This window comes from Leptospira chreensis (assembly GCF_016919165.1).
GTDB classification, from domain to species: domain Bacteria; phylum Spirochaetota; class Leptospiria; order Leptospirales; family Leptospiraceae; genus Leptospira_A; species Leptospira_A chreensis.
In genome coordinates, this window is the sequence record NZ_JAFFPS010000039.1 from 111429 (window position 1) to 138053 (window position 26625).

The 26625-nt window shown below is 39.7% G+C and carries 26 protein-coding genes; 14 read left to right on the top strand and 12 right to left on the bottom strand.

The window, feature by feature from the left end:
- Positions 1–9 precede the first annotated feature (9 nt).
- The gene (locus JWG41_RS12475) at positions 10–225 is read left to right on the top strand and encodes a hypothetical protein (protein WP_205270260.1); all 216 of its coding nucleotides are present in this window, start codon (positions 10–12) and stop codon (positions 223–225) included.
- Between the two features lie 186 nt (positions 226–411).
- Here JWG41_RS12475 and nadB read toward each other — a convergent pair whose 3' ends face one another.
- Entirely contained in the window at positions 412–2013 is a 1602-nt protein-coding gene (gene nadB / locus JWG41_RS12480; protein WP_205270261.1) for an L-aspartate oxidase, read from the bottom strand.
- Between the two features lie 52 nt (positions 2014–2065).
- Entirely contained in the window at positions 2066–3904 is a 1839-nt protein-coding gene (locus JWG41_RS12485; RefSeq protein ID WP_205270262.1) for a S41 family peptidase, read from the bottom strand.
- 112 nt (positions 3905–4016) lie between these two features.
- Here JWG41_RS12485 and JWG41_RS12490 point away from each other — a divergent pair, with 112 nt between their 5' ends.
- Positions 4017–5024, top strand: a complete 1008-nt coding sequence (locus JWG41_RS12490) for a hypothetical protein (protein ID WP_205270263.1) — start codon at positions 4017–4019, stop codon at positions 5022–5024.
- Here JWG41_RS12490 and JWG41_RS12495 read toward each other — a convergent pair.
- Positions 4993–5772: a pyridoxine 5'-phosphate synthase gene (locus tag JWG41_RS12495; protein WP_205270264.1), complete on the bottom strand. Its 780-nt coding sequence runs from the start codon at positions 5770–5772 to the stop codon at positions 4993–4995. The genes JWG41_RS12490 and JWG41_RS12495 overlap by 32 nt on opposite strands.
- Positions 5773–5876: 104 nt before the next feature.
- Here JWG41_RS12495 and JWG41_RS12500 point away from each other — a divergent pair, with 104 nt between their 5' ends.
- The 10 genes from JWG41_RS12500 (at position 5877) to JWG41_RS21175 (ending at position 12975) form a co-directional block, all read left to right on the top strand.
- Positions 5877–6383, top strand: a complete 507-nt coding sequence (locus tag JWG41_RS12500; RefSeq protein ID WP_205270265.1) for an FYDLN acid domain-containing protein — start codon at positions 5877–5879, stop codon at positions 6381–6383.
- Positions 6380–7270, top strand: a complete 891-nt coding sequence (gene miaA, locus JWG41_RS12505) for a tRNA (adenosine(37)-N6)-dimethylallyltransferase MiaA (RefSeq protein ID WP_205270266.1) — start codon at positions 6380–6382, stop codon at positions 7268–7270. The genes JWG41_RS12500 and miaA overlap by 4 nt, the downstream gene beginning before the upstream one ends.
- Before the next feature lie 21 nt (positions 7271–7291).
- Positions 7292–7543, top strand: a complete 252-nt coding sequence (gene hfq, locus JWG41_RS12510) for an RNA chaperone Hfq (RefSeq protein WP_205270267.1) — start codon at positions 7292–7294, stop codon at positions 7541–7543.
- Between the two features lie 52 nt (positions 7544–7595).
- Complete coding sequence (locus JWG41_RS12515; RefSeq protein WP_205270268.1) at positions 7596–8666, top strand: mannose-1-phosphate guanylyltransferase; 1071 nt, start codon at positions 7596–7598, stop codon at positions 8664–8666.
- A gap of 171 nt (positions 8667–8837) precedes the next feature.
- Positions 8838–9575 carry a hypothetical protein gene (locus JWG41_RS12520; protein ID WP_205270269.1) on the top strand — a complete coding sequence of 246 codons (738 nt, stop codon included), beginning with the start codon at positions 8838–8840 and terminating at the stop codon, positions 9573–9575.
- Positions 9576–9602: 27 nt separating this feature from the next.
- A complete protein-coding gene (locus JWG41_RS12525; protein ID WP_205270270.1) occupies positions 9603–10079 on the top strand; it encodes a chemotaxis protein CheW in 477 nt (158 codons plus the stop codon).
- A gap of 33 nt (positions 10080–10112) precedes the next feature.
- Positions 10113–10829, top strand: coding sequence for a phosphate signaling complex PhoU family protein (locus JWG41_RS12530; RefSeq protein WP_205270271.1), 717 nt, complete (start codon positions 10113–10115; stop codon positions 10827–10829).
- A gap of 52 nt (positions 10830–10881) precedes the next feature.
- Positions 10882–12657, top strand: coding sequence for a methyl-accepting chemotaxis protein (locus JWG41_RS12535; protein WP_205270272.1), 1776 nt, complete (start codon positions 10882–10884; stop codon positions 12655–12657).
- 1 nt (position 12658) lies between these two features.
- Positions 12659–12838: a hypothetical protein gene (locus JWG41_RS20965; RefSeq protein ID WP_232373973.1), complete on the top strand. Its 180-nt coding sequence runs from the start codon at positions 12659–12661 to the stop codon at positions 12836–12838.
- Positions 12839–12843: 5 nt separating this feature from the next.
- Positions 12844–12975 carry a hypothetical protein gene (locus JWG41_RS21175; RefSeq protein WP_269750437.1) on the top strand — a complete coding sequence of 44 codons (132 nt, stop codon included), beginning with the start codon at positions 12844–12846 and terminating at the stop codon, positions 12973–12975.
- A 32-nt stretch (positions 12976–13007) separates the two neighbouring features.
- On the opposite strand, the gene JWG41_RS12545 is transcribed toward JWG41_RS21175, so the two are convergent.
- Positions 13008–15470, bottom strand: coding sequence for a hybrid sensor histidine kinase/response regulator (locus JWG41_RS12545; protein ID WP_205270273.1), 2463 nt, complete (start codon positions 15468–15470; stop codon positions 13008–13010).
- 153 nt (positions 15471–15623) lie between these two features.
- A complete protein-coding gene (locus JWG41_RS12550) occupies positions 15624–16292 on the bottom strand; it encodes a hypothetical protein (RefSeq protein ID WP_135576623.1) in 669 nt (222 codons plus the stop codon).
- Between the two features lie 181 nt (positions 16293–16473).
- On the opposite strand from JWG41_RS12550, the gene JWG41_RS12555 reads away from it, so the two are divergent.
- Complete coding sequence (locus tag JWG41_RS12555; protein WP_205270274.1) at positions 16474–18576, top strand: tetratricopeptide repeat protein; 2103 nt, start codon at positions 16474–16476, stop codon at positions 18574–18576.
- Here the strand turns inward: JWG41_RS12555 and JWG41_RS12560 are convergent.
- Genes JWG41_RS12560 through pgsB form a run of 5 tightly spaced genes read right to left on the bottom strand, consistent with a single transcriptional unit; the run spans position 18560 to position 22134 of the window.
- Positions 18560–19102: an LIC_12238 family plasminogen-binding lipoprotein gene (locus JWG41_RS12560; protein WP_205270275.1), complete on the bottom strand. Its 543-nt coding sequence runs from the start codon at positions 19100–19102 to the stop codon at positions 18560–18562. The two genes, JWG41_RS12555 and JWG41_RS12560, sit on opposite strands and share 17 nt — an antisense overlap.
- Positions 19103–19155: 53 nt before the next feature.
- Entirely contained in the window at positions 19156–19344 is a 189-nt protein-coding gene (locus tag JWG41_RS12565; RefSeq protein WP_205270276.1) for a hypothetical protein, read from the bottom strand.
- A 6-nt stretch (positions 19345–19350) separates the two neighbouring features.
- Positions 19351–20481 (bottom strand): poly-gamma-glutamate system protein, encoded by a 1131-nt coding sequence (gene pgsW, locus JWG41_RS12570; RefSeq protein ID WP_205270285.1) that lies wholly within the window; start codon positions 20479–20481, stop codon positions 19351–19353.
- A complete protein-coding gene (gene pgsC / locus JWG41_RS12575) occupies positions 20481–20945 on the bottom strand; it encodes a poly-gamma-glutamate biosynthesis protein PgsC (protein ID WP_205270277.1) in 465 nt (154 codons plus the stop codon). The genes pgsW and pgsC overlap by 1 nt, the downstream gene beginning before the upstream one ends.
- On the bottom strand, positions 20938–22134 hold the full coding sequence (gene pgsB, locus JWG41_RS12580; RefSeq protein ID WP_205270278.1) for a poly-gamma-glutamate synthase PgsB: 1197 nt from the start codon (positions 22132–22134) through the stop codon (positions 20938–20940). Before pgsB ends, pgsC begins: the two co-directional genes overlap by 8 nt.
- 84 nt (positions 22135–22218) lie before the next feature.
- Here pgsB and JWG41_RS12585 point away from each other — a divergent pair, with 84 nt between their 5' ends.
- Positions 22219–24615 carry a SpoIIE family protein phosphatase gene (locus JWG41_RS12585; protein WP_205270279.1) on the top strand — a complete coding sequence of 799 codons (2397 nt, stop codon included), beginning with the start codon at positions 22219–22221 and terminating at the stop codon, positions 24613–24615.
- 1 nt (position 24616) lies between these two features.
- Here the strand turns inward: JWG41_RS12585 and JWG41_RS12590 are convergent, their stop codons facing one another.
- The gene (locus JWG41_RS12590) at positions 24617–24952 is read right to left on the bottom strand and encodes an STAS domain-containing protein (protein ID WP_205270280.1); all 336 of its coding nucleotides are present in this window, start codon (positions 24950–24952) and stop codon (positions 24617–24619) included.
- A 44-nt stretch (positions 24953–24996) separates the two neighbouring features.
- Positions 24997–26625 (bottom strand): serine hydrolase domain-containing protein (locus JWG41_RS12595; protein WP_205270281.1); only part of this gene is annotated, 1629 nt, incomplete at its 5' end.

A 26625-nucleotide genomic window follows, 5' to 3' on the forward strand; every position in this document is an offset into this window, starting at 1 on the left:
AGGAGACTTATGAACCTAATCACTGTGGGCCTCGGCGTATTTTTTATCCTCTACGGAACGACCACCTACATCCTGCGCCTCTACAAACCAGGTTTTTTTTGGAAACTAGAACCGATGAAACAAAAATGGGGAGAAAAACGCGGATACTTCATCCACGTCTTTAGTTATTCCATCCTGCCCATCATTTTAGGAATTGTTTATACCATTCTTGGAATCAGAGGTTAATGATTGTTTGGTGTAATTTGTTGATTGAAATCCTTTAACATCCGACAAATTTAAGTTATGTGGGCGCCTCCAATTCCTTTTTTGATTGTTATTGAATTGAAAAAGGACCGGGCCCTCCGCTTCAATCTTTCTCTTACGAGAAAGGATTTCCGCTAGGGTCCCTGGCGCTTGCCTTGAAAGGTTTACTTACAGTTTGTGAGAAAGAATTGTATCTTGGCGTGAAGGAGTTCTATCTTCTGGGTAGTCCGTACTAAAATGAAGTCCGCGACTTTCCTTTCTTAGGAGTGCCGACCGAACAATCAGTTCTGCCACCTTCACTAGGTTTCGAAGTTCCAATAATTCAATAGAGACCGTAGTTCGGTTGTAATAGTCCTTCACTTCTTCGGAGATGAGTTTCAACCTACGGAGGGCTCTTTCGAGTCGCATATCAGAGCGAACAATCCCCACATAATTACTCATAATGGTTTTGATTTCCACCAAATCGTGAGAGATGAGAACCCACTCTTCCGTATTTGTGGTTCCTTCTTTGTTCCAATCAGGGATCAAATCCGTTTCCGAGGAATAACTTAATTTCCCTTGTGATCGGATATCACCTGCTATGCGGTGCGAAAACACAAGGCATTCGAGTAGGCTATTCGACGCCAATCGGTTTCCTCCGTGCACCCCAGTGCATGTAGTTTCCCCACAGGCATACAAGTCGGCAATATTTGTCCTTCCGAGTAAATCTGTGGCCACTCCTCCGCACATATAATGCGCGGCAGGAACTACTGGAATCGGATCGGTTGTGATATCAATTCCTAGTTTTTTACAACGTTCATAGATAGAAGGGAAGTGGTTGATGATGTCATTTGCAGGTCTATGGGTAATATCCAGGAGGACATGGGGTTCTCCTTTCTTTTTCATTGTATCATCAATGGCCCGGGCCACAATATCTCTTGGAGCTAGTTCTCCCATTTCGTGGTAGTCTTTCATAAAAGGTCTACCACCTATCTCTCGTAAGATGCCACCATGACCACGAACCGCTTCCGAAATTAAAAAACTATTTCCTTGTTCATGAAAAAGAGAAGTGGGATGGAATTGATAAAACTCCATATTTTTTACAATCGCACCAGCTCGGTAGGCACTCGCCACGCCATCGCCAGTCGCAATGTTTGGGTTTGTTGTGTGCAGATACACTTGGCCGGCACCACCCGTTGCCAAAATGGTTTTCTTAGCAAGGACTGGAAAAACCTCTCCCGTTTCCGTATCCACAATATATGCGCCGTAACACCGAAGGGGAAGATTGTCTTTTTCCTTTAAATGGTGTTTGGTGATGAGGTCCACACAAGCATGGTTTTCTAAAATTTGAATGTTTTTGTTGGCATGGACATGATCGAGTAGCGACTGTTCTACGGCACTACCTGTTCTGTCGAGAGAGTGGATGATTCGGTTTTTGCTATGCCCACCTTCACGAGCAAGATCCAGTTCCCCGGTTTGGTTTCTAGTAAAAGGAACTCCCAGGTCCAGAAGTTCGCGAACCCGAGTGGGTCCTTCTTCTACGAGGACTCGCACAGCTTCTAGGTCACAAAGTCCTGCCCCAGACTCCAAGGTGTCTTTGATATGTTCTTCAAACTTATCCTTGTCGTCAAAGACGGAAGCGATTCCTCCTTGGGCATAATTGGTATTGGATTCGTAGTCTGCTTTTTTGGTAACAACAACTACGGATCCTAGCGGAGCCAACTTTAGTGCGGTAAAGAGGCCACTCACTCCGCTTCCAATGATCAAAAAATCCGATTTAATTCGTGTCACATGGTTTCCAATTTTATCTTAAAGCCATTTCTTTGCCTTTTGGGGACTAAGATTATTTTGCGTTTAACATTCCTTCAATGTAGTCCAAACTTCTGATCAGCATATAGTCTGGTTTGATGGCGTCATTGGCATGTGATTTTAAGAAAGCATCTGCCTTCCCATTTTTTTTCGCATACTCTTTGATCGAATTTACATTGAACTTGGACTTCACAACACCTTCATGCGGAATGAGAGGAAGGTGGTTCCACATATCTTCTTCCCGATAACGGAAAGGAAATCCACCATCTGGTTCTTCCGAAACTTCAATATCAGGGGAAACTCCCACAACTTGGATGGTTTTTCCGGATGGTGAGTAGTAACGTGCATTGGTGATTTTCAGTAGATAATCCGGATTGTTTTCTAAGTTATTTAAACTTTGAACGGTTGCCTTTCCAAAGGTTCTTTCCCCGAGTAAAATTCCACGACCATGGTGTTGGATGGCACTGGCAACAATTTCAGAAGCGGATGCAGACTTAGAGTTGATCATCACAACTAAAGGAAGTTTGGTGATGTCTTTATTCTTCGCGTATTTTTCTTCATCACTACGGAATGGAGTTCTTGTGAATACAATCATTCCTTTTTCCACGAACATATCGGCAATATCAATGGCAAGATCCAAATACCCACCGGAGTTTCCGCGTAAGTCTAAAATCAAGGCTTTCAATGGTTTGCCGCTGTCTTTAGCTTCTTGTTCCATCTCCACAACTGCATTTGCAATTTGTGTGTCGATCGGAGCTTCGCCTGGACCTGGTTTTACAAATCCCGTGAGTTTGATATAACCCACTTGTGGGTTTTCTTTCACAATATGATGTGTTACGTTTTTAATCGTAATTTTATCACGGATCACTTCGATATCCGTTTTTCCTGTATTGCCTTTTCGTGTGATGGTAAGAACCACTTTCGTTGCTTTTGGTCCTTTGATTTTTTTTACCACTTTATCGAGTGATAAGTTTTTAATCACTTTACCATCAACAGCAATGATGGTGTCTCCACTTCGAATTCCTGCTCTTACTGCAGGGCTTCCTTCCAATGGATTTTCCACTACGACTTCACGGCTTCCACCACCAGATAGGATGGCTCCAATTCCTTCGAAAGAACCATCGCTAATCTTAGCCATAGATTCTTCCCACATTTCTTTGAGGAATACGTTGGAATGCGGGTCAAGAGAATTCAAATACCCGTTGGCTGCAGCGAGAAACACTTGTTCCATGCTGAACTCTTTCTTTTCTTCCTCTTCTTCAGGAAGTTCCCCGTCAAGTTCTACAAGTCCTTTGAGGACTGGAGTTTTGTAGGTTTCTAAGTTGTCATGGATGTATGCGATCACTCGATCAAATTCTTTACGAGAAAAGTTAATTTCTTCCCATTTAGAAGCGATCACTGATTTTTTCAGTTTTTCTTTCTCGATAAGTTTTTTTAGTTCTGCATCAGAAAGTTTTCTGTTTTCGTTTTTCTTTAATTTCTCTTTTTGAATTTTTTCTACAAGAGTGTAATCAGGGTCAAATAACACGAATTTGTCGGAAGGAGAAATTTTAAATGTTTTCCCTGGCCAAAGATCGTCCTTGTCATCGTATTTTTCCCTTTCTTTGAAATAACTTTCAGGGTAAATATAGAGTGGATGGGGCATACTCAGAACGGCAAAAGATGCCGCATCCGTGAAAGCTCGGTTTTTATTGATATTTTTATCAATATAGTACTTATCCACGGATTTGACCACGGTTTCGAAGTCTTGGTATGTAAAATTGGTTACACGGTTAGGAGCTTTTTTGGCTTCCGGTTCACAGGAAATAAATCCCACGGGAAGGGCAAAACTGAGTAGGGTGAAAAAGGAAAGTAGGTAAACAATTCGTTTCAAGGGATCGCTCGTAAAGTGGATAGATTATCCTAAGAATTTCCGATTTTCCAGTCCATGCAACTCAAAAAAAATCGGGACAAATCTAGGACACACGTATATCATAGACGGTGTGATGCGTCCTTTCGTTGTTCTGATTTTTGCTCTTTCCCTTGGGTTTTGTACCTCAGAACCTCAGAAGAACCCGACCCGCGATCCGTACAGTTTGGAAACCCTAATCTTTTTGGAAGAGGTACTTCTCGACGTATGGGAGTCCTCAGAGTCCAAAGAAGGGGCCATGTCTCGACTAAGATACGTTTGCCGAACAAGGGACACAGACGATGGATATTTATGTTACACTTGGGGACTTCTCGAATACCACCGCGGGAATTATGCGGAGAGTTATACTGCCTTTAGAAAGGCTCTAGAAAAAAATCCAAGCGACAGCCTTTATAAAAATATGTTACGAATTTCCGCTGAAAAATCGGGAAATTTAGCCGATCTCAAGGCCCATTCTCGAGATGGAGAAGTTTTGGCTGTTTTCACTGAAACACAAAAACATTGTAAGGAAGAGAAACCTCCCGAGTTCGCATCCTTTCGATTTCTTGCCGAACGCGGTATCCTAACCAAGGATTCGTTACGCCGAGGAATCCTTGCCGATTGTTTCCAACGTTTGGGCTCTGATGACAAATCCCAGATCCAAAAAGAAATCCGCTTCTCTTCGCTTTCTTATAAAGAACGCCTTTATGCTGACCAAATGAAATCCGATCCTTTTTCTCGAATTTGGGACACAGATAGTTACCACCGGGGAGAATCGGGAAAGGAAGCGGCAGGTGCCAGTGCGGGAGTCGTGACAGTGAACGCCTCTCAGGGAACCGAAGCGGGAATTTCTGCAACCTCTGGATCCACAAGAACCAGTTCTCCGATTACCGATGCTTGGAGAAAATTGAAACTAGCTTCCCTCTCTGGAAATGAAACCCAGGGCCGAGAAGCCCTTCGTAGTTTTTTATCCGAGATCCAAAATGCCAAACGTAAGGGAAAACTAGAGGGACAGTTGGCTCTCGCCCTCGAAAGGGCAGCGAAGTTACTTCTCGAACAAGACCCGCAGTATTCTAAACTCCGTTCCCTTGTGAAAGAACTTTAAGGTAATCCCTTATCGTTGTCTCCATTCCCACAAGAAGGCTTTGGCTCACAAGTCTATGCCCAATAGAAACTTCCGCTAAGTGTGGAAGTTTCGCAAAGAGCTGTAAATTGTTTGTATCCAAGTCGTGTCCCGCATTCACACCTAACCCTAGTTTGTGGGCATCTTTGGCAGCGCGTTCATAATCTTGGAAACTAATGGCTCCTTCTTCTTTTGAGCTTTCATAAGCATAAGCAAAAGGACCAGTATACAATTCAATTCGATCGGCTCCTAATTCTTTGACCAGCGGATACTGTTCGAAATTGGTTTCCATAAACAAAGCAACGCGGATTCCTTCTCTATGGAATCTTTGGGTCATGGACTTTAAAGTTTGGAACACTGTTTTGTCTTTTAGGTCGAATCCATGATCCGAGGTGATTTCCCCTGGTTTCACAGGAACCAGAGTGGCTTGGTCCGGTCTTGCCGCAAGGACTAGGTCTAAAAATCGTTCACTCGGTTCCCCTTCGATATTGAATTCTTTTTTAGGAAATCCTTTTTTAGATAAATTATCGTTGTAAGATTCTAAAAACTCTCGTATTTCGAATACATCTTGTTTGGTGATATGCCTTTCATCCTCTCTGGGATGGATTGTGATACCGTATGCACCGGCATTGAGAATGATCTCAGAAATTAGAATGACACTAGGAATGGATCCACCACGAGAATTCCGTAGAGTGGCGATCTTGTTGACATTGACACTTAATTGGGTCATAGGAAAAAAAAAACTTTTCATTAAATTTCATCCAGGAGAAAACCGTCCAATTTCAAAAAGGTTGTCCCTCTGAGGGGATTTCCAAAACTGTCAAAAGTACGTTTATGGTCGCAAAAAAAGCAGTCAAGAAGCAGGCCCCGCCCAAGAAAAAAGCGGTAGCCAAAGAAAAACCCAAGGACGCCAAGTCCTCTTCCCCGAAGGAAGATAAGAAAAAGCCCGTAGCCGGCGCTAAACTTCCCGCTACGAAGGCGAAAGCCGTGCCCGCCCCCAAAACAGCCACTTCTGTGGCTACTAAGGACAAACCGGCATTGGCAACCAAACCACCCGTCGTTAAAATTGATCCGAACAACCCGCTCGGCAAAAAGTTCAATTGTTACTCCTGCGGTACCAAGTTTTATGATTTGCACAAACCGGAAAAAAAATGCCCGAAATGTGGTGCAGACCAATTGGCAAAACCCGCAATCAAATCCCGCATGGCTGCCATCCGCAGTTCTGAATATGAAGTGGAAGAAGAGGAAGAGCCAGTTTTAGAAGATGATGAACTCATGGAAGAAACAGAAGAATTGGAAGAGACCGAAGAAGAGGAGGCCGTAGCCGAGGAAGAGGAGTGATCCTCCCCGTACTTGGTGGCCCCACCGGTTCCGGAAAAACCGCACTCACTCAAGTCCTAGACCCTGAACGTTTTGAAATTGTTTCTTTTGACTCACGCCAAGTCTACCGGGACCTTCCGGTAGGCACAACGGCACCTACTGAAATTGAGTCCTCCTACATCCGCCATTGGCTTGTTGGCATTTTGAATGCAGACGAGTCCATCAATGCCAGTCAGTTTTCTTTATGGGCACGCGCTGCCATAGAAGACATTACCTCCAGGGGAAAAATTCCTTTTCTCATTGGTGGCACGGGGTTTTACCTTCGTGCTTTTCTTTTGGGAATGTATCCCGTACCAAATGTACCTAAGGAAACCAAAGATTATGTTTTGGAACTCACCATAGAAAAAGCAACGGCAGAGTTGGCTGCCAAAGATCCGAAAGCACTTGCCTCTTTGTCACCACAAGATGGATACCGAATCAAAAGGGCTTTGGAAGTTGTCCTCACGGGAGTTTTGTGGTCCGAAGTTTCTAAGGAAACAGTGGGAGGATACTTAAACGATTATCCAGATGTCCAACTGATTGGACATTGGTTGGACTGGCCACGTGATCTTCTCTATGAAAGAATCAATCGGCGAGTGGAAGAGATCACCACTGGTATGTTAGCGGAGACAAAAAAAGTTGTTTCCCAGTATGGATCGGACTGTCCAGGCCTACGAACCTTAGGTTACAATTTTGCGCTTGCATTCCTAAATGGAATCATAGACAGTAATACATTCATTGAGCAGCTGGCCCAAAGCCACAGGAATTATGCGAAACGACAGATCACTTGGTTCAAAAAAGATCCGTTACTTTCACCCATTTCCTTCGAAGCCGCTGTCCAATTGTATACAAATATAGATAAAATATAGAGAAAACACTCGGGATTTCCAATGTCGGCAAAAAATAATATCCAAGACCAACTTCTAAATACAGCAAGAAAGGAGAAAATCGATCTCACCATTTACTTGTTAAACGGAGTTCCGCTGAAAGGAAAGGTTGTCAGTTTTGACAACTTCACAATCATCTTAGAAAACGAGAGCAAACAGAACTTGGTTTACAAACACGCAATTTCTACCATCATCCCAGCAAAACCCATCAAACTTCACACTGAAGATGCCCCGAAAGAAGCGGGAGGGACCTAACTCTTTTCTGGTTTTCCTCTGTTTGCTTTGCTAAATTCTGGTTCCAAACCCTATGGCAAAATTACCTAAAGAATCCCCGGTTGTCCTCATTATGGCTGGTGGAAAGGGAGAGAGGTTTTGGCCTCGCTCCCGCACCAATTCTCCTAAACAACTCCAGAAAGTTTATTCCAATAAAACTCTCTTACGTGAGACCATTGACCGCGCTCTCACCATCACAACTCTTGACCGAATTTATATTGGAACCAACGCCAACTTAAAAACGGAGATCCTAAAAAAAGATCCTAAATTTCCTTCTACCAATTTCATCCTAGAGCCAGAAGGAAAAAACACAGCTCCCATCATTGCCCTTTCGGCCTTGCATTTTCAGAAAAAATTTGGAAATCCCAATCTTATCGTTTTGTCTGCCGATGCGTTCATTGATCCCATCAAAGAATTCACAAAAACCATAGAGCAGGCTCTCTACGAAACAGAAAATGGAATGGTTCTACTTGGTGTGAAACCGAATCGTCCCGAAGTAGGGTATGGTTATATCAGCACTGGAAAACCAACTGATGTAGGTTATACGGTGAAAGCTTTTTTTGAAAAACCCGATTTCAAAACTGCCTTAAAATACATAAAGAAAAAGAATTTCTATTGGAATCCGGGGATTTTTCTTTTCCGCACAGAAACCATTCTTTCGGAACTCGAACGCCATGCTCCGCATATTTTAGGACCACTCAAAAATGGATTTCCGTTTAAGAGTTTTGGAGACCTAAAAAACGCCTTCCAAATGCTTCCGTCAGAAGCGATCGATACAGCCATTATGGAAAAATCCAATCGCATTCGTATGGTAGAAGCCACTTTCAATTGGGATGATGTGGGATCTTGGATGTCCTTGGAAAGAATCCTTCCTGGGGACAAAGAAAAGAACCACCACCAAGGAAAAGAGGTTCTTTATCACAAAGCGTCAGGGAATATTTCTTCGGTTCAGAAGGAACTCATTGCCTTTCTGGGTGTGAAGGATCTCATCGTAGTGGAAGAACCAGATGTCCTTCTTGTGACTTCTCGTGATGGTGTAGGGGATATCAAAGCTATGTTATCCACTATGCGGAAAAATAAAGTTTTACAAAAGTACCTCGACTAGAATTTTGACAGAACAGGCTTGATATAAGGAGGAAGGAATGCCTTCCGGAAAAAAGAGAAAGCGTAGAAAAATCGCAACCCACAAACGTAAGAAAAAACGCAGAGCCAACAGACACAAAAAGAAGAAATAATCTTTCTTCAGTGACTTAATGTTTCCTCCGATAGATTTGTTATGAAACAAGTCTGGAGGAAACAGAAACCCCGCACACCTGGTTTCATCCGAGCATTTACCATGGAAACTCCTCTTGGAGATGTCCTGGAGGCTGAGTTCAACTTTCACGAACGTCTCGTTCGTTTAGCTGTCGAAATCAAAGAAGAGAAGGGTCGTATGTATGGTGCCACTGTGAAAAACGGTACCGTACAGGCTGAGAAGGATATTACTTCTGGTCGCGCCTATCCCGTCTTTAGAAAGATTTGGCCCTTTCGCGAATACTTTAGTGCCCTCCCCGATAAAGACATGCTTGCATGTATTGGCGGGGCGTACGAAATTTACCCCCCCTTTGTACCTGATGCCCAAGAGAAAGGTCGATCCCAAGGATTGCCTTTACAGTCGGCTTTATTTCCCTCCACTCGTTATGATTCTATTTTTGGGATCATTCGTGAAACTCGGTTCCAACGTTGGAGAAGGGAGAGACGTGAGGCAAGAGAGGCACGAGGATCGCTCTGGTCGCGTTTCAAGAGACGGGTCTGGGGAGATTTGCAAGATATCTGTATGGGCGTCGGATTTGGATGTTTGGTCTATTACCTCTACTATGATTATGTCGTATTAGGATTGACTCTAGGAATTTTGGGTATGGCCGCAGGGCTTCTCGATTTTCTTGTGAGAAAACGTTCTGTCTTAATGACAAAAGTGTTGTCATTTCTCAGTTTCGGTTCATATTTTTTCTACAATGGCTACGTCTACTTTTAGGCGTAGGTTACATTGTAGAAAAGTTATATGGCAAAAGAAACATCATCCGCAAACCAATTCATTCATGAGCAGTACATTATATTCAATTTGGGCGATGAAGAGTATGCGATTCCCATCACCATTGTCGAAGAGATTGTCAAAATCACTAACCTAATCCGTGTTCCACAATCAAAAAGTTTTTTTGCAGGGATCATGGACATTCGTGGCAAAGTCGTTCGTATGATTGACCTTGCCAAACGTCTGAACATCAAAAACATCACAGAAACTGCCGATCGGGCCATTGTCATCAATGTCTCTGGTAAATCCATTGGTGTGATTGTGGACAAGGTATCTCACGTGGTGCATTTTCCTGCAAACCAAGTGGACCCACCACCACCTTCGGTCAAAGGAATTTCTTCCAGATACATCACTGGTGTGGGTAAAAAGGATAATCGGTTCATTATCCTCATCGACATTGAAAAAATTCTCACTGTGGAAGAAGTTACTGAGCTAGCAACCGTCTAACCACAGAAAGGTTTCCATTTTTAATTATAACGTATGATCATTTCAAAGTTTTATTACCTAAGAAAGAATTTGTATTCCATGGCAGAGCTTGTTTTGGAACAGGTGATTCTTTTAAGTGAAGCCTTGGAAGATGATGATTATGCACAAGCGGAACGTATTGTAGAGCGAGATGATCTTATCGATGATTTGGAAAAGGAAAATGATAACCTTTCCCAAAACGCCATTTTGGAAGCAGTGAGTAATCGTAACATTCTTGGAATGGGTGATGTAGATAACGACATCGTCTTAAAAAAAGATCCACTTCGATTTGCACTCTCCGCCATTCGGATCACAAGGAATATGGAACGGATGGGGGACCAAGTGGTCAACTGTGCCGATGTCTTCCGACATAAAACCATTCGCAAAGGCCTTTTTAAAAATGAAGAGCCGATGACTCTGATCTTATCTCGAGTGACTACCCTTGCGGGTATGGCTATCGAGTCTCTCGTAGAAGAAAAAGAAAGATTTATGGGTAGTGTCAATACCTTAGAAGATGAATTGAATGCCCTTTGCGACCAAGCCTTTCATAAATACCGCTGTGTCCCTGATATGGAAAAACAAGAGTTTGCTGACGTGTATCGAATCATTCTCGCGCTAGAAAGGTTAGGTGATTATGCGGTGAACGTTGCTGAGGAACTTGTGCGACTCAACACGGGAAAAGACATTCGCCATTTGGAGAATGTCGGTAACAATCGTAATTTATACCAATAACTAACGAAAGAAATTGACAACAAAAGCGGAAAGAGTGTAAAATTCCTTCCCTATGATCAAACATGGAACAAATCCAAACCAAAAACCTCCTGGATTTATGGTTTCCTATCTTCTCATCACCAATTTAGATCCATTGATTTTTTTTGCCGGAATGTTCCTACTCTTTGGATTGGAAAATTTTGAATCCATTCTAAAAATATTGATTTATCTAGCTCCGCCGATCATAGGACTTCATGCCATTTTATTCTTTTTTAAAAATTTAGAATTTCGAAAACAATTGAGACGTCCTGAAGGAATTATCTACACTGAAAAAGAATTAAATTTCATTCGTGGATTTTCGAAGGCCGGAGCTGTAAATATTTTATCTACGAATGTGGGTGGCCCCATCTTAACGATGTTACTTGCTTATCATTATGGTTTGGTAAAAACCTATGGTGAAGTAGTATTTTTTATTTTCCTTGGAATTTTACTCGCGATGTCTATTTCCTCGTTTTTTTATGTGATTGTGGAAAAGAAACTTTATGATGTTTATAACGAACTTCATCTACCGCCATTGAGTTTGTTTGCCAATTTGCTCTTCCCTATTTTTTCTACCTTTGTCATCGAATACTTTCTATTTGCATTTTATGTTTATTCACAGTTTCGGTCGCAAGTTGATCCCAGTCGTTTAGAAGTAATTTGTATTGGTCTCAGTGTTTTTATTCTTGTGATGATTGTAATTTTGTTTGTTGTACTTTGGAAACTAACAGGGAATACTTCTGCAACCATTCGAGATGTATCTTTAATGTTAAGGGCCTTTGCCGATGGAGATTTGCACTCTGAGATTAAAACAAACCAAACAAGAAATGAAATTGGTTTGATCTCCGTTTATTTAAATGAAGCCAAAATGAAACTCAACCGATTGATCACTTCCATCACTAACCATTCCGCTCGGATTGAAGGGGAAGCAAAAAATTTAGAAGGATTGTCGGGTGATTCGGCCGAACATTCTCAAATCCAAGCAGCTTCTTTGGAAGAAGTGGCTGCCGCGTTAGAAGAAAATGGATCTTCTATCAATGGAATTTATGCGGATGCTTTAGAACAGAAAAAACTCACAGCATCAACAAACGATTCCATCATTCATCTATTTATTTTATCCTCTAGTTTAAAACAAGTTTCGTTGCATGCAAAAGAAAAAGCAGATTCTGTAGAAAGTGAAGTTTCTAAAAGTGCAAAATCAATTATTTCCTCCATTGAGTCCATTAAAGAAGTGGATAAAAATGCCATTGAAATTGGAAAAATCTTAGTAATCATCAAGGAGATTTCGGAGCAAGTAAACTTACTGGCGTTAAATGCTTCAATTGAAGCAGCGAGAGCTGGTGATATGGGAAGGGGATTTGCTGTTGTTGCTTCTGAAGTAGGAAAATTGGCAGAAAGGACGGCATCTTCTACAAAAACAATATCGGAACTCATCAAAAAGGTATCGGCATCCACCACTCTTTCCGTAGCATCGGTGCAGTCTGCCAATGATACATTTAAGTATCTATCAGAAAGTGTGATTGATATCATTCGCAGCATAGACCAAGTCAATGAAGCAAATCTCGAACAAATTTCTGAAGTAGAGGAAATTCGAAAACAATCAGAGAACATTGTGGATAGGTCCAGTTCGGTTTCCTCTGCGACTGAGGAACAAAAAAAGGTGAACGAGGAAATGAGTTCTTCTGTCCATCACCTGGCAAACGATACAGCGAAGTTGTCACTTATGTCAGAAAAAACAGCAAAATCATCGGCGGAATTAAATTCGTTGATTTTAGAATTAAATCGCGAGTTATCATTATTTAAGTTATAAAATGATTAGTGCTACTTTTATCTTTAAACAAAAAAAAACAGACTCAGAGTTTGAAACTTTGGATCTTTCCATTGAATCGTTTGTTGAAAATCATCCCGAATATCTCGGTAAAGACAGTTGGGTCAACTTAGAACAAAAAACTATGGCCGTTGTTTATTATTTTAAACGTATCTTGGGTTAGAATCTTTGAAGACTTTTTCCGATCATAAGTTGGCAAAATCTCAATATTCCAAATGGTACAAAGGTTACCAAGTGATCATCGCAGAGGTTACGAAAACTTATGGCGATGGCGGAATTTTACATGTAACCAATACTTAATTAGATGATGGTTCCAAACTTCGTTTGGTTGGTTAGATCCTACTTCTGGAATCGAGTATGTCTTTATAAGTTTGAAATATCGTTTCGATGTAAAAAGGTTTTCCGATAAAACCATCCATTCCCACTTCAAAACATCTTTCTTTGTGTTCGGCGAGCACATGTGCAGTCACCGCGAGAATGATGGTTTTTTGTGGTTGGGTCATTTCGAGTTCTCTGATTTTTTGAGTGGCTTCAAAACCATCCATCACTGGCATCTCACAGTCCATTAGGATGAGATCGTATTTGTTTTCTTTGAAAAGTTCTACGGCAACTTCTCCATTTTCGGCAACATCATATTGTACGTTAAACTTTCTTAAAAGTCCACCGACAACGAATTGGTTTAAAATATTGTCTTCAACGATCAAAAATTTTTGATTTTTAATCACTTCTTCGATGGAGTTAGATTCAGAGGAAAGGAGAGATGATGTATTCTCATTGTTTATGGAATCAGGATTTTCCCAAGGGAACTGACACCAAAACAAACTTCCTTTGCCGAGTTCACTCTTAACACCAATGTTGCCACCAAGCAATGAGATTAACCTTTCCGAAATCGCAAGGCCAAGTCCAGTGCCACCATACTTTCGTGAGGTGGATGCATCCGCTTGGGAAAACTTATGGAAAATAAATGGAATTTTCTCTTCAGAGATTCCGATTCCTGTATCTTCTACTTCCAAAAGAATCCGTTCGTTTTCCTTTTTGAGTCGTAAAACAACAGATCCTTTTTCTGTAAATTTGACTGCATTCCCGAGCAAATTGAAAATGATCTGACGAATTCTACTGGAATCTGAATAAATAAACTTAGGAACGTTGGGAGCGATTTCTATTTTTAAATCGATGGATTTTGATTTGGATTCAATGGATAATAGATCATAAATTTCGGTGACTAAATTATGAATGTCGAATTTTACTTTTTCGATATTCATTTTTCCCGCTTCGATTTTTGAAAAATCCAAAATATCGTTTAAAATCAAAAGTAAGGAACTTCCAGCAGAGGCGATGGTTTTTACAAGAGATTCTTGTTCTGAATCTAAGTTTGTTTTAAAAAGCATTTGAGTGAGTCCAAGTACTCCATTCAAAGGAGTTCGGATTTCATGACTCATGGATGCTAAAAATTCAGACTTGGCTCTGTTTGCTATCTCTGCGGAGTTCTTTGCTCGTTCTAATTCTTTTTGGATTTCTTTTGTGATGCTAATGTCTGTGGAAATTCCACAAAGTGCGTAGATCTCTCCATTTTGATTTCTTAATGGAATTTTAACTGTGAGGTAAGAGGTTTCTTTTCCATCAAAAAGATTGTGGATGGTTTCTTCGTCACGAAGTGTTTGACCTTCCACTAATACCAATTTATCATTCGCACATAATTGTTCTGCCGTTTCTTTATCTGTGAATTTAAAGTCTGTTTGGTTTAATATTTCTTCTAATGGATGTCCAAATAGTTTACATACTTCTTGGTTGGCAAAGATATACCTTCCGCCCGTATCTTTTAAATAAATACAAGCAGAGACATTGTCTAAGATAGAACGAAGTTTGGATTCACTATCGATTAATCTTTGTTTTGTGGATTCTCCATCTTCATACAATTCTTGTAATCTTTTTTGTGTTATATTTAAACTATCCAATATGGAATTTTTCTCTACCCCGGATAGAATTTCTCCAGAAAAGTTTCCTTCTCCGAGTAAGGAAATCCTACTGAATGCTTCATCCACACTGCCACCAATGATTGATATGAGAGATCTATGTGTTAAAAAAAGACTCCCTGCAAAAAATATTCCAGCAACAATGAGTATAGTTCTTAGAAAAAAAACTTTTTCCTTTGCATCGGCAATGGCTTTCGTTGTGCGTTCATCCAATTGGTAATACAAATCGTTGATTGGTTTCATAATCTCCGCCTTGGCACGGAGATAGTTGTCATCAAACAATAAATTGATGGCACGGAGATTTGATTTAGATCCTGTTTTTATATCAGAGGCAACGATAGACATCGCTTCAAATTCAATTTTTGTCAATTGGTCGGATTTGATTTTTGACTGTGATAGTAATAAATGATCGGACCAAAGAAACTCAGCATTTTTCATCGAATCATAAATACTAATGCGCTCCCCTTCATTGTCCGGTGGTGGGAGTTTGTTTGCGATGACTAAATCCCAGTAAGCGTAATCGTAATTTTTCGGTCGTGGGCGTTTTCCGTCACGAATGTCCAAAATCATCTGGAAATAGGTTCTGTACTTTTCATCTTTGTGGATTGCATATAATCTCACTAAGTTTGTGAGTTGATCTGAGGACTGCCGTAGTTCGTTTGCGACCTGTAAGGATTTGTATCGGCTTTCTTCGGCCGCATCAATATTTCGTTCGCTGGCAGTATAGAATAAGAAGGCAATCGTGACAAAAATAAAAAGCAGGATATTCAAAAGAAGGTAAGGAAAAAGCCTGCCTTTTGGATTCCAAATTCTCGCCAGCATGGCAAGAATTTAATGATTCATTCTGTAAGGTAAACAATAATATTCCTACAAACCAAATCCAAGTTCAGAAGTTTTTGCGATAAATACGAGTCGTAAGTTTACGGGATGTTTCGGTGATAAAATACTCGTACCCTTACGATATATTACGAATGCCTACCTTTTTCCATCCATATAGGCTTGTAATTCTTGTTGTAAACCCTCGGGTAGACTCAAACCTCGGGCGCGGATTCTTTCATTATACTTATTGAATGACATCCGGTGTTGGTTTGTGTTGAGATAACCTTCCAAGGCCTCTGCCGCCCAAGACATAATTTCTTTTACGAAGTCATGATTTTCTTCCAGTTGGTCGCAAAAGGGAATGAAAAGAGGACGGTTCACCGGCCGTCCGATGTTTCTATAAAACAATAAACAATACAAGGTTTCATCACCGAGCACGGATTCGGTTCGGATTTTTTCTTCTACATATTTTAAATTGATCGTATCCAGATAATCAATGTTAACTGTTTCAGGAGCTAATCTTTTCGAAACGAATTTAGAGATTTCATTTTTTACAAAACTTAAATTTGTACAATGAGCCGGACAACAACTTTGGTCTTTGTGTAAATCACATTCCAAAAGCAAAATACAATCCACATCAGAAGTTGGATCAACAATCCCAAAGTTAATGGAGCCCAAAAGTTCTAAAGCAACTTCATATCCTTTGCGTGATAATTCTTGGGTGGCAAGCCGGAATGCCTGCATACGTTTTAAGGCATATTTTGTATCATAATTTCGGTATTTGTTTTTGAGGACGAGATACCTTTCGACGATGTTTTTTGACATAGGAGACCCGAATCTACAGGCGGATTGCCTTACAGTGAACGCCAGTCATTCCAATTATACAACACCTTTTGGTTGTTGAAATTTGATTTTTCGCCGATAGTTGAGATTAGGGAACTTAAAAACCAATGGTCGCGGCAGGGCCAGTCCCTAGAAATTCTAGGAAAGGACAAAAGAGAGGGAGATGATGGAAAGGAACTTTCTTTGGAAAGTGGGGCACTTTGGTAAGTCGGTGCAAAAGGTAAGTCAGTTACTTTTTCGCGTGGGTTACGATCGCCTCTGCCTATCTTTTTCTCTCGGATTTATCTTTTTCCTACTCAGTCTTAGTGGATTCGGGGAAGTTTTTGCGGGAGAAGAAGACCGGCGAAATTCCTTATCCGGACTTTATTTATCTCCTTTGCAAGTCATCTCGAGAGAGGAAATCCAAACTTTAGATTCCGAAAAACGAATCCTCATAGATGAAGATTCGGGAATTGCCCTTCGGGAAGAACCCAAGGCAGTGGATCCAAATGCAGCAGATGTTCCCGTTGTGCCGGGAGCGGATACTCCGACAGAAACTTCGAGTGCGGACACAGGACCCAAAAGTTTAGAAACTAAGATCCGTGAGGCGGAAGGTCTACTCAAACGATACTATAGCCAGTTCATTGAAGAAAAACGAATTTGGGAAGATCGAGAAAAGGGAAATGTTTATAATTCTAGAACAGAGATGAATGACATTCGTCTTTTGTTATGGCAAAGCACTCATAAAAATTCAGAAACTTATATTGTTCGGGACTCACCATTATTATACAGTCTACACATAAGGCTTGCTCGGTTGTATGTTGAATCAGATAAATATGCGCCTGCCTTACGCCATTACCTCGCTGCATTTCGATACCATCCACTAGAAATGACGGAAGAAGGATTTCGAAGTGGAGAATGGCAAAAAGAAGATATTCTCGGATACGATGCCAATTCTGCAAAAGAACACGATCGTTTGTTTAATGAATGGAAACAGTCAGAACAAAAACTTAAAAAAACAAAAGATGAGATCCATCTTAAAGAAAGTAACTGGATTCGAGAAGGGAAAAAACTATCGGATTTAATTCCTCAATCCAAGGTTTGGAAAGAGGATGTGCGACTTGCGGAAGAAAATCTAAAATCCACCAAACAAAAATATGATGATTCGGTAAACTCAAGGTATTTGGCTTACCTAAACAAACGAAAACAAGTGGAATCCAATGACCTTTATGCATTTGCCAATGTAGTTCGGAAGTTAGAGGACGATAACAAAGAACGCCTAAAGATTGTTAATAAACTTGGCACTGCGGGGAAAGGGATTTACGTTTTATTCGATTACAAAAGGAATACAGATTTTTTTGCTTATGAACTGATTTTGGAACGCGCTTACCGGTTGTGGAATGAAAATCCTTTGGTTCTGACTGACATTGCAGAACAGTACAGGCAAGACGGTAAAAAAGAAAGAGCCGCAGATTTTTACGAAAAGGGTTTGGGTGAACTTTTAAAAGTAAAAAACCCTTCACCAGAAGACCAAGAAAAAATCATCAAATCAAACCTTCGTTTGGCTACCATCAACGCAGATTTAAAAAGAAATATCATCGCGGGCCAATACTATGAAAAGTATTTTAACTTATCCCCTGATTCTGCTGATAAAACGCGAGTTTCCTATGAAATTGGTGTTTTTTTCAATTCACAAATTGGGGATCCGGATCGTGCCGCTTCCTTTTTAGAATATTGGTTAGAACGAAATAGTAAAGACTGGAATCCTTCTTTAGATACAGACACAGGACTTACGGAACTCGAATCGATTGCTTATTACCATCTTAGTAAAAAAGATAAAAAACATAAACGTAATGAACTGGAACGAAATAAGTTAAATATCTCTTTTGCTCAGTGGAAGAGATTAGATGAAAAATTAATCTTAGCTGAAAATGATCTGAAAGATTTGGTTGAGAAAAAACAAAATCTTAAAAAAGACCTTCTTGTGACCACACTCGATGACATACTTTCCCAATACCGATTGATGGATTTAAAAATTGAAGACCAAGAAGCAGCCATTCGTGTATTAGAAACCAAGAGAAAGAAAATACCACTCATTAAGATATTATTTCGATTGGGTGTGTTGGCTGAGGAATCTAGAGACTTCGTGAAAGCAAAAGAATTTTATGAGCGTATCATCAAAGAGGGCGGAGAAACGGATATACGAGTAGCGCTTAAAGAATTAGAACGTGTGAGAAGAATTCTAGAAACAGGAAATATACAACCACCAATCAGCGAGAGTATTTAATAATTTCATCTGTTTGGTCACCAGCTAATTCTTGTTCTAGGTTTTCTTGTGTATAACCTTCATCTGGTAGAATACGGAATTTTACTTCATCTACCGTATCACCTTCGTGAACGATCTTAATCAAATACTCACCAGTCCTTAATAGAGAAAATTCATCTCTAATCGCAAGGGAGTCTGGTTCTGCTCTTTTCTTTTTGATATCAATTTCAACATAATCGAGTTCATAACGGTTGAGTGAGATATGAAAGTCCGTTTCAAGACCTGGACTTCTGGAGAATTGATAAACATAATGAATGGTATCTGTTGGAGAAAAGATAAGATCATCTCGCATCATTTTATAATCGGTGATGGTTTGGATGTGTTTTTCCAAAATATCCATTTCTTCCATTTTGGTTGTGGTCCATCCAAATTCCCCTTTAGGAACCCCACACTGGATGAGAGTGGCAGTGAATAGAATAGGCAAAAGGGGAAGGATACGTTTGGAAAAATTCCGAATGAGGGGATCTAATACCGAATTCTGTCTCATCTTAGTTTCATTTTCGACAGAATTTTCAATTCGCAATGTAGGAAATCGAAACTTTACTCTATAATTTTTCCGCGGTCAGAGATGTCCTTTTCTTTGGATTTGGTCCATTCCGGATTTTTGGGCTGTGCTTCCCTTTGTCTGTTGCCTAGTTCCTCGGCAATTTTTGCAGGTAAAATCAGGATACGACTGACCCAACGTAAGACCAAAAAAAGGAGAATCGCAAGGACAATGATTTTTGCCATAACACCTCATCGGGCTCGAAGCGATTTGGGAAGGTGGCGGTCTTCCTCATTTTCGCCCCAACCGAGCCTTGTCACACCATACAATCCTACTAGGAGAAAAAGGAAAACGGAAAGATAAAGTAAGGGACTGTATTCTTCTGAATAAAAAACCCTTCCTTCCCCTGGTTTGGGCACCTTTTTGGGAGTTTGGGGGAGACCAAATTTTCTGGCAAGGGATTCGATTTGGATAAAGTTGATGACCGGGACTTCTCGTTCTAAGAAGGATTTGATCACAGAATTGGGAATGTGAATCTCTTCTGGTAAATTGGTGATGAGACCATTTTTGAATACCTGTTTCCCTAAGTTGGTTCCAAGGATGGTGGTTCCACCTCCGACATTTACAAATAGTTTGATTGGTTTTCCACCAGACAATTCATCATATAATTTCATTCGTTTATCAATCGAATCATCAAAGTGAAGGGGATCTAAAAGTTTGACATGGTTTCTTTGTAAGGAACGACCAAGGAGGTCCTTTCCTTCTTTGGAAATTCCCATAGCTTTGTCTTGAATTCCCCCGAGCGACGCATAACTAGACTTAAACGAAAAAATTCCTGATTCAACAAGTTCCTTTTCCATATCCAACCATAACATTTGTGGGTGGTTGGCTCCGAACTGTGATGCAGAGGCACTGGAAATGATGATGGGTCTCAGTTTTAAAGTATCGAGTGCCGCAAATAAACAAATATTGAGTGCAGGAAATGATCCCGATACTGCAACAGCAACAGTATCCCCTTCTTCTAATTTTGCTTTTTTTAGAAATTGAATCATTACTGCCGCAAAGTTAGGATTGATAGAAGTTTGTTTTGCCGACAAGGAACCGCTGTTACTTGTTACTACTGTTAAAAATTCACCAATGAGTCCGGAATTAGTTGGATCCAGTTCTTTATAGTCTGGTTTTTTATGTTTTAAAAGTTCTGGTTTTAAAATTTGGAATCCACGTTCTGCAAGTTTTGCCGCATGGAGTTTTTTTTTGAAGTAGGATTGTTCCTTTTTTACCTTACAGGTTTCAATTAACAAAAGACCTAAGATTCCGAGCACGGCTAACAAAAATAATGCAATGCGCGAATGTTTCCAGGGAGACCAATAAATTTTAGTCATCATAATGTTTCTAACTCTGTGCCCAAGATAAAAATCAGGAGAATTTTTACAAATATAGAAGCAAGGATGAGTACAGATGTAGTTTCTAATACACCTTGCCTTTCATACCAAACAGCAATCAGTCCTGGAATGATAAACCCAATCCCCCTCACTTCGGAAAGATATCCAATATCGATATCGGGAAGGATTTGATAGTTTAGTAAGTACCCGAAAAAATAACCAAATAACAATATAAAGACGACCTTTCTTTTTCCAAAAATCAGTAAAAAGTTAGAAAGCACTTCTACGCAAACATAAGAAAGTAAAGCAATGAGAAAGGTAAGAGCAATGTTTTTGGGATGATTTAAAGACATGGCCAAATATCCTGGAACCACTAGTCCCGTTCCGAGAATTCCAAACAATTCTGAAAATACTAAACTAACAACAAGACTAAGCCCGATGGATAGAGGAAGAATTTCATTCATTCGTTTGTTCCGACCTATTTTTCAGATATAAGGATAAATCCATTCCAAGTCCTACTATATTTCCTATACCAAAAACCATAGACTGTTTTGGTAGTATAGAAAGTAAAGATTCAAAAATCCCATCTAAACTTAAATGCTCCCATACAAAAATAGGAATGTCTTTTTTAGAATAAGTTTTTAGGTATTTAAATGCAAGGGAAGTAGATGATCCAATTAAAATCACAGCTTCGTAACCTTCCCAATTCGCAAACTCTTTGACTAATTGACGACTTCGTTCCGGTCTATCCTCTCTTGTATGAAATAATATAAATCGTTTATTGTATTGTGGATATCTTTCAATGACGGAGGACCAAATGAGTTTTGTGCTATTGGGATCGTTTGCTGCCATCGCATTGGCGTAGATAAATTCCTTTCCAAAAAAATGGATTGGTGAAACGGAGAGGGCTCCTGGATCCGGATTTACTTTCCACATGGCTTCGAGAGCTCTGTTTCGATTCACGCCGAGTAATTCGCAAACCTGAAGGGCCAAAGATACATTTTCTTTATGTTCCCAATAAGAAAACTTAGCCATTTCTTCAGCGGTAATTGTTTGAATGGATTCTTCTTTGTTGATGATAACTTTTGATTTACGATCCTTACAAACTTCTTGGATCAGTGATTCAAATTCTGTCGGTCCAACAACAAGTGTTCCTTTGACGGGGCAAGCAGATAATAATGATTTGGCGACATCAACTAAATCTGGTCCCATCACTTCTAAATGGTCTTCTCTAATGTTTGTAATCACACCGATGTCTGATTTTAAAATTTGTCCTTCGCTCGCCCACTGGTAACGCGGCTCCAAGGCCATACATTCTAAAACAACAATTTCTGCCCCCATTCGTTCGGCCTTTTTTAGAATTTTAATTTGTTCTAAAATAGATGGTTTTCCAAATCGAGAAATGGATTCTTCCGATCCGTCCGGGAAAATCATTCTTGCCATACTTCCCGTTGTTTTTGCAAAAACACTCATTCCCGTTGCGGAAAGCCCTGCTCGTATGAGTCTTGTTACACTTGATTTCCCTCGAGTTCCATTCACATGAATTCTATGTTTGAACTTTTTTAATGTTCGTTTGTGTAGAAAGTATTCAATTGTATAATAAAGTAACAAAACGAGGATGATGAGGAAAAAAAGAAAAGCGTTTGGTTTCATCTTAAATTTTCTGGATGATACATTTCCTTCAAGGGAATGTCATTTGATTGTAACTCAAAACTGAGAAGATTCACGTAGTTTTCTATGAGCATACGTTACAAATTCTTATTAATATTGAGTGTGAGTCAAATTCTTCTTGTAATTGCTCTCACAACTAGTTTCGCCTATCTTCTACAATCGGTTAAAAATATCCCACAAACACAACGTGCCGAGGATCTATCTCGGAATTTTCAAAGAGAACTAGAATTTAAAGAAGAAAAACTACGTTTATTACTAGAGGAAATCACTTTTAATTCGCAAACTCGTGGGATTTTAGAAAGAGGTCTTGCGGATCGTTCCGTTTTATCCAAGGAACTTCCTTACTTACAACAAATCCTAAAACGCTACGGTCTTTCTATTTTCGAAATTGGTGACAACCAAGGTAAGGTTTTGTTTCGGGTTCATCGTCCTAAAGATTTTGGGGATGATAAAAAAAATCAACCCATCATCCGGAATGCGCTGAATGGGCAAGCCACTGCTGCTTTGGAGGATGGACATAGTGGGCTTGGGTTTCGATTGGCCGCTCCTCTTTTTGGTCGGGGAACTTTACTGATCGGTCAAGTTGTGGATGATAATTTTACAAAAACCATTTCCAAAGACAATCGAATCCATTTAGCAATTTTTCAAGAAGGAAAGGTAAAAACGATTGGGTCGGATATGATCCGTTTGGTGATGAATGAAAACCCTGGTTTGCTAATGGAGGAACAAAGGTTTCATTTTCAAAGTAAACCATATTATTTAGTTAAAATTCCTTATGCTGGTAGTTCTCAATCTGTGAAAAAGTTAGTATTTCATGTGATGATTGATGAAAATGATGTGGAGTCCAAAACCTGGAAGATTTGGTCTTTTTTCGTTTTGGCATCACTTGTGTTATGCGGTGTGATTTTCCTAATTTCCTTTTTGTTTTCTCGAGATATGGTGGAGGCGATTAAACTCCTCACTACAGCCATGGTGGATTTGGACCAGTGGAAACCAGAAACTTTACCAACTCATAGAAGTGATGAAATTGGACAGATGGGAAGAGTTTTTGTGGGAATGAAAGAGGAGTTGGCGGGACACCAAAATCATTTAGAAGAGATGGTGAACCAAAGGACTAGAGAACTCAATGAAACATTGTCTGAGATGAAAAAACTCCAAGACAAACAAGATGGTGATTATTTTTTAACATCTTTACTCATCAAACCTTTACGTGGTTCTTTTTCTAAATCAGAAACCATTTCGATTAAGATTTTCGAACGCCAAATGAAACAATTTCAATTCAGAAACAAACAATCGGAAATTGGTGGAGATCTTTCTGTTTCTGACTCCATTTATTTGATGGGTAAAAAGTATACGGTCTTTCTCAATGCAGATGCCATGGGTAAGTCTATCCAAGGGGCTGGTGGTGCTCTAGTGATGGGAACTGTTTTTAAATCCATTATCACAAGAACACAAAAACTACGTTATATGCAAGATAGACATCCGGAAAGATGGCTGAAAGAGTGTTTCCAGGAAGTTCATAACGTATTTATCAGTTTTGATGGTCATATGTTACTTTCCGCCATATTAGGGTTAGTGGATGAGGAAACCGGAACTTTGTATTATATCAATGCAGAACATCCTTGGATTGTATTGTATCGAGATGGGAATGCCAGTTTTCTTGAGAATGAACATTCACTGCGGAAAATTGGATTCACTGAAATGAGTGGAGATGAAGTGGTGATTCAAATTTATCCTCTAAGGCCAGGTGATGTTTTGATTTTGGGATCAGATGGACGAGATGATTTGTTTGTGGGCCAATCCGGTGGAAACCGAGTGATCAATGATGATGAAACTGTATTTTTGCGACATGTTACCGAAGGTGCCGGAGACTTAACTCAAATTTGTAAGGCAATGTCTTATTTTGGAGATCTTACCGACGACTTAAGTTTGATGCGAATTGCTTTTTTAGAAGAAGTTGCTTATGCTGCAAAAGAATCTACCAAACCAAATATTTATTACCAAATGTTAGGAGAGGGAATCCAATCCTATCGTGATGGAGAATGGAACAATGCCATCTTTGCCTTAGAACTTGCGTTAGAATCTGAGCCAGACGACCTCTATTGTTTAAGAGAATTGTCAAAGTTACATATGAAATCTAAGGATTATGAAAAGGCGATCGAACTTGCGAATCGTTATTTACAATTGAATCCGGGGGATACTGACTTTTTATTTTATATTGCTTATGCTCACAAACAAAGAAGAGACTTTGTACTCGCAACGGATTTTGCAGAAAGACTTCGATTCAGAGATCCTAAAAACTTTAATAATCTTTTGTTACTTGCGGAAATACTAATGCACCGAAGGGATATTGAACGATCCAAAGAAGTGCTTCTAGCCTTACAAGAAATGGCTCCAGAAAATCCCAAGGTCCAGAAGTTAAAAAACTTTTGGAAAAAAATGGTGACTACTTCTGTAAGTTAAATTATTTGAATGAGTTGATTGCCTCTTCCGTACTTTCAAAGATTTGAATGACGGAAGAGATTTTTGAAATACGAAAGATCTGTCTTATGGTTTTGGATACGTTAACAATTCGCAATCCACCACCTAACTCTGATAATTTGTCATTTAAAGACATGATCAGTCCAAATCCTGAGGAATCAATAAAGCTGACTCCTTCTAAATCGAAGATAAATCGGTGTTCTTCCTGGGATGCAGATTCTTTGATTCGTTCTTTTAGAATGCCGGCGTTTAACATATCTAAGTTGCCGAACAACTTAAGAACAACAATGCCATTAGATTTAAATTCTGTATATTCCATTGAACCGTTTTGAGAATAGCCAATTTTCCGGTTTGGTCAATAGATTAATTCACGAACTTGTCCCATTTTTCTTCAACCGAAATGGATCTGAGAATCCGCCAAATCAGTTTAGAACCATTTTCCGAATTGGTCATAATGACCACCCCATAACCTTTTTCTGTGTTGAAAAGGGCAAGCGACTTATGTCCCTTTGTATGGCCTCCATGGAAGAAGTATTCGGTTTTGCCGGTGCGATTTAAGAAAAATCCGTGAGCTACGAGAGCGTGCACTGTCAGGTTTGCCGCGCTCATTTTGGGTGAGAGTAGGTATTCCGCCGATTCTTTTGTAAGGAAGTTTGATTTTCCTTGTTTTGACTTTGCGATTTCATAAAACAAAAGGCCTACTTCTTCAGGAGTGGTCCAAAGCCCTCCAGAAGAAAGTTCGGGAGTGACAAAGGATTTTTGTGGAAGTAAATTTCCCAGTTCATCATACCCATCACAACGATCATCTGCCGATTCTAGGTTTTGACGAAAGGTACTTCGCTTCATTTCTAAGGGTTGGAAAACCACTTCGGACATAAGGTTTTGAAATGATTTGCCTGTTCGTTCCGTAAGGATTTCTTGCACAATACTATAACCACCTCCGGAGTATCTAGATTTGGTTCCAGGTTTGTAATATAGTTTTAGTCCATTGCCTTTCGTTGTATATGTATCCTTCAATTCTCGAAGGTGTTTTTTTCCTGAGTTGACGGGGTCGTCCCAATTTCCTTTTTCCGTCAGTCCACTTGTATGAGAGAGCAATAAATCTAAATTGACAAGAGAACGTCTCTTTCCTTTCGGAACGGACACTTTGTACTGTTTTAGTTTGCCGACCCAATTAGAATATAAATCGAGTTGCCCAGATTCAACTAACCTCAGTGTTGCGGTGGCTGTCATTGTTTTAGAAAGAGAACCTGCACGAAACAGAGTATGTTGCGATTTGGTTCCATACATTTTTTTCCAACTGAGTCCGTGATTTCTAAATACAGCAATTCCAAGAGAGGGAACTTTTTCTTCCTTCATTAAATCTTCGATATACACTTCGTTGGGAAGGTTGGATTTTTTTTTCAGGTTTAACTTTTTAGCATCAAAAATGATTTCTGTTAAGGCAGATTTTACAGAAGATAGATCTCCTTTGCTATTTCCATAAGGACTAACAACAGTGATAAAAATTCTACTTTTTAAATCGTGATAAACAAAATTAGAAATTCCTTTTTCCTTCCCATAAGTCCAATAAAAATAATCTCCTACAAAGGCTCCTTCACCAAAGGCAATGGGATCTTCGGAAATAGAATCGGACAAAACTGTTTTTTTAATGATTGTGTCTCTAGATAGTTTGGAGATGAGTTTTGGTTTTTTAAGTTCTAAACTGAAAAGTGAAAGGTCTTCCGGTGTAGAAAAAATTCCACTATTACCGATTAAAACTTCATTTGTATCTACATTTGTATGTTGGAAACCAAGAGGATCAAAAATTTTTTCTTTTAAATACTGGGAATAGGAAGTGCCTGAAACTTTTTCTATGATATAGGAAAGGAAGAGGTAGTCGAGTCGGCTATACTTCCAATACTCTCCTGGTGGAAAGGCAGGTTTTAGTTTGGATTCTAAAAACAGTCGTTTGATATCATCACGTTTTAAATGAGATTTTTCAGTATCAAA

Excerpts from the sequence above, each read along its gene's own strand:
- JWG41_RS12565 (WP_205270276.1), bottom strand. The coding sequence starts at position 19,344 with ATGGCAAAAATCATTGTCCTTGCGATTCTCCTTTTTTTGGTCTTACGT.
- pgsB (WP_205270278.1), bottom strand. The coding sequence starts at position 22,134 with ATGAAACCAAACGCTTTTCTTTTTTTCCTCATCATCCTCGTTTTGTTA.
- JWG41_RS12550 (WP_135576623.1), bottom strand. The coding sequence starts at position 16,292 with ATGTCAAAAAACATCGTCGAAAGGTATCTCGTCCTCAAAAACAAATAC.
- hfq (WP_205270267.1), top strand. The coding sequence starts at position 7,292 with ATGTCGGCAAAAAATAATATCCAAGACCAACTTCTAAATACAGCAAGA.
- JWG41_RS12590 (WP_205270280.1), bottom strand. The coding sequence starts at position 24,952 with ATGGAATATACAGAATTTAAATCTAATGGCATTGTTGTTCTTAAGTTG.
- JWG41_RS12520 (WP_205270269.1), top strand. The coding sequence starts at position 8,838 with ATGAAACAAGTCTGGAGGAAACAGAAACCCCGCACACCTGGTTTCATC.
- JWG41_RS12560 (WP_205270275.1), bottom strand. The coding sequence starts at position 19,102 with ATGAGACAGAATTCGGTATTAGATCCCCTCATTCGGAATTTTTCCAAA.
- JWG41_RS12515 (WP_205270268.1), top strand. The coding sequence starts at position 7,596 with ATGGCAAAATTACCTAAAGAATCCCCGGTTGTCCTCATTATGGCTGGT.
- JWG41_RS12530 (WP_205270271.1), top strand. The coding sequence starts at position 10,113 with ATGATCATTTCAAAGTTTTATTACCTAAGAAAGAATTTGTATTCCATG.
- JWG41_RS20965 (WP_232373973.1), top strand. The coding sequence starts at position 12,659 with ATGATTAGTGCTACTTTTATCTTTAAACAAAAAAAAACAGACTCAGAG.
- JWG41_RS12585 (WP_205270279.1), top strand. The coding sequence starts at position 22,219 with ATGAGCATACGTTACAAATTCTTATTAATATTGAGTGTGAGTCAAATT.
- JWG41_RS12525 (WP_205270270.1), top strand. The coding sequence starts at position 9,603 with ATGGCAAAAGAAACATCATCCGCAAACCAATTCATTCATGAGCAGTAC.
- pgsC (WP_205270277.1), bottom strand. The coding sequence starts at position 20,945 with ATGAATGAAATTCTTCCTCTATCCATCGGGCTTAGTCTTGTTGTTAGT.
- JWG41_RS12490 (WP_205270263.1), top strand. The coding sequence starts at position 4,017 with ATGCGTCCTTTCGTTGTTCTGATTTTTGCTCTTTCCCTTGGGTTTTGT.
- pgsW (WP_205270285.1), bottom strand. The coding sequence starts at position 20,481 with ATGACTAAAATTTATTGGTCTCCCTGGAAACATTCGCGCATTGCATTA.
- JWG41_RS12555 (WP_205270274.1), top strand. The coding sequence starts at position 16,474 with ATGATGGAAAGGAACTTTCTTTGGAAAGTGGGGCACTTTGGTAAGTCG.
- JWG41_RS12475 (WP_205270260.1), top strand. The coding sequence starts at position 10 with ATGAACCTAATCACTGTGGGCCTCGGCGTATTTTTTATCCTCTACGGA.
- JWG41_RS12535 (WP_205270272.1), top strand. The coding sequence starts at position 10,882 with ATGATCAAACATGGAACAAATCCAAACCAAAAACCTCCTGGATTTATG.
- JWG41_RS12545 (WP_205270273.1), bottom strand. The coding sequence starts at position 15,470 with ATGCTGGCGAGAATTTGGAATCCAAAAGGCAGGCTTTTTCCTTACCTT.
- JWG41_RS12500 (WP_205270265.1), top strand. The coding sequence starts at position 5,877 with ATGGTCGCAAAAAAAGCAGTCAAGAAGCAGGCCCCGCCCAAGAAAAAA.
- JWG41_RS12495 (WP_205270264.1), bottom strand. The coding sequence starts at position 5,772 with ATGACCCAATTAAGTGTCAATGTCAACAAGATCGCCACTCTACGGAAT.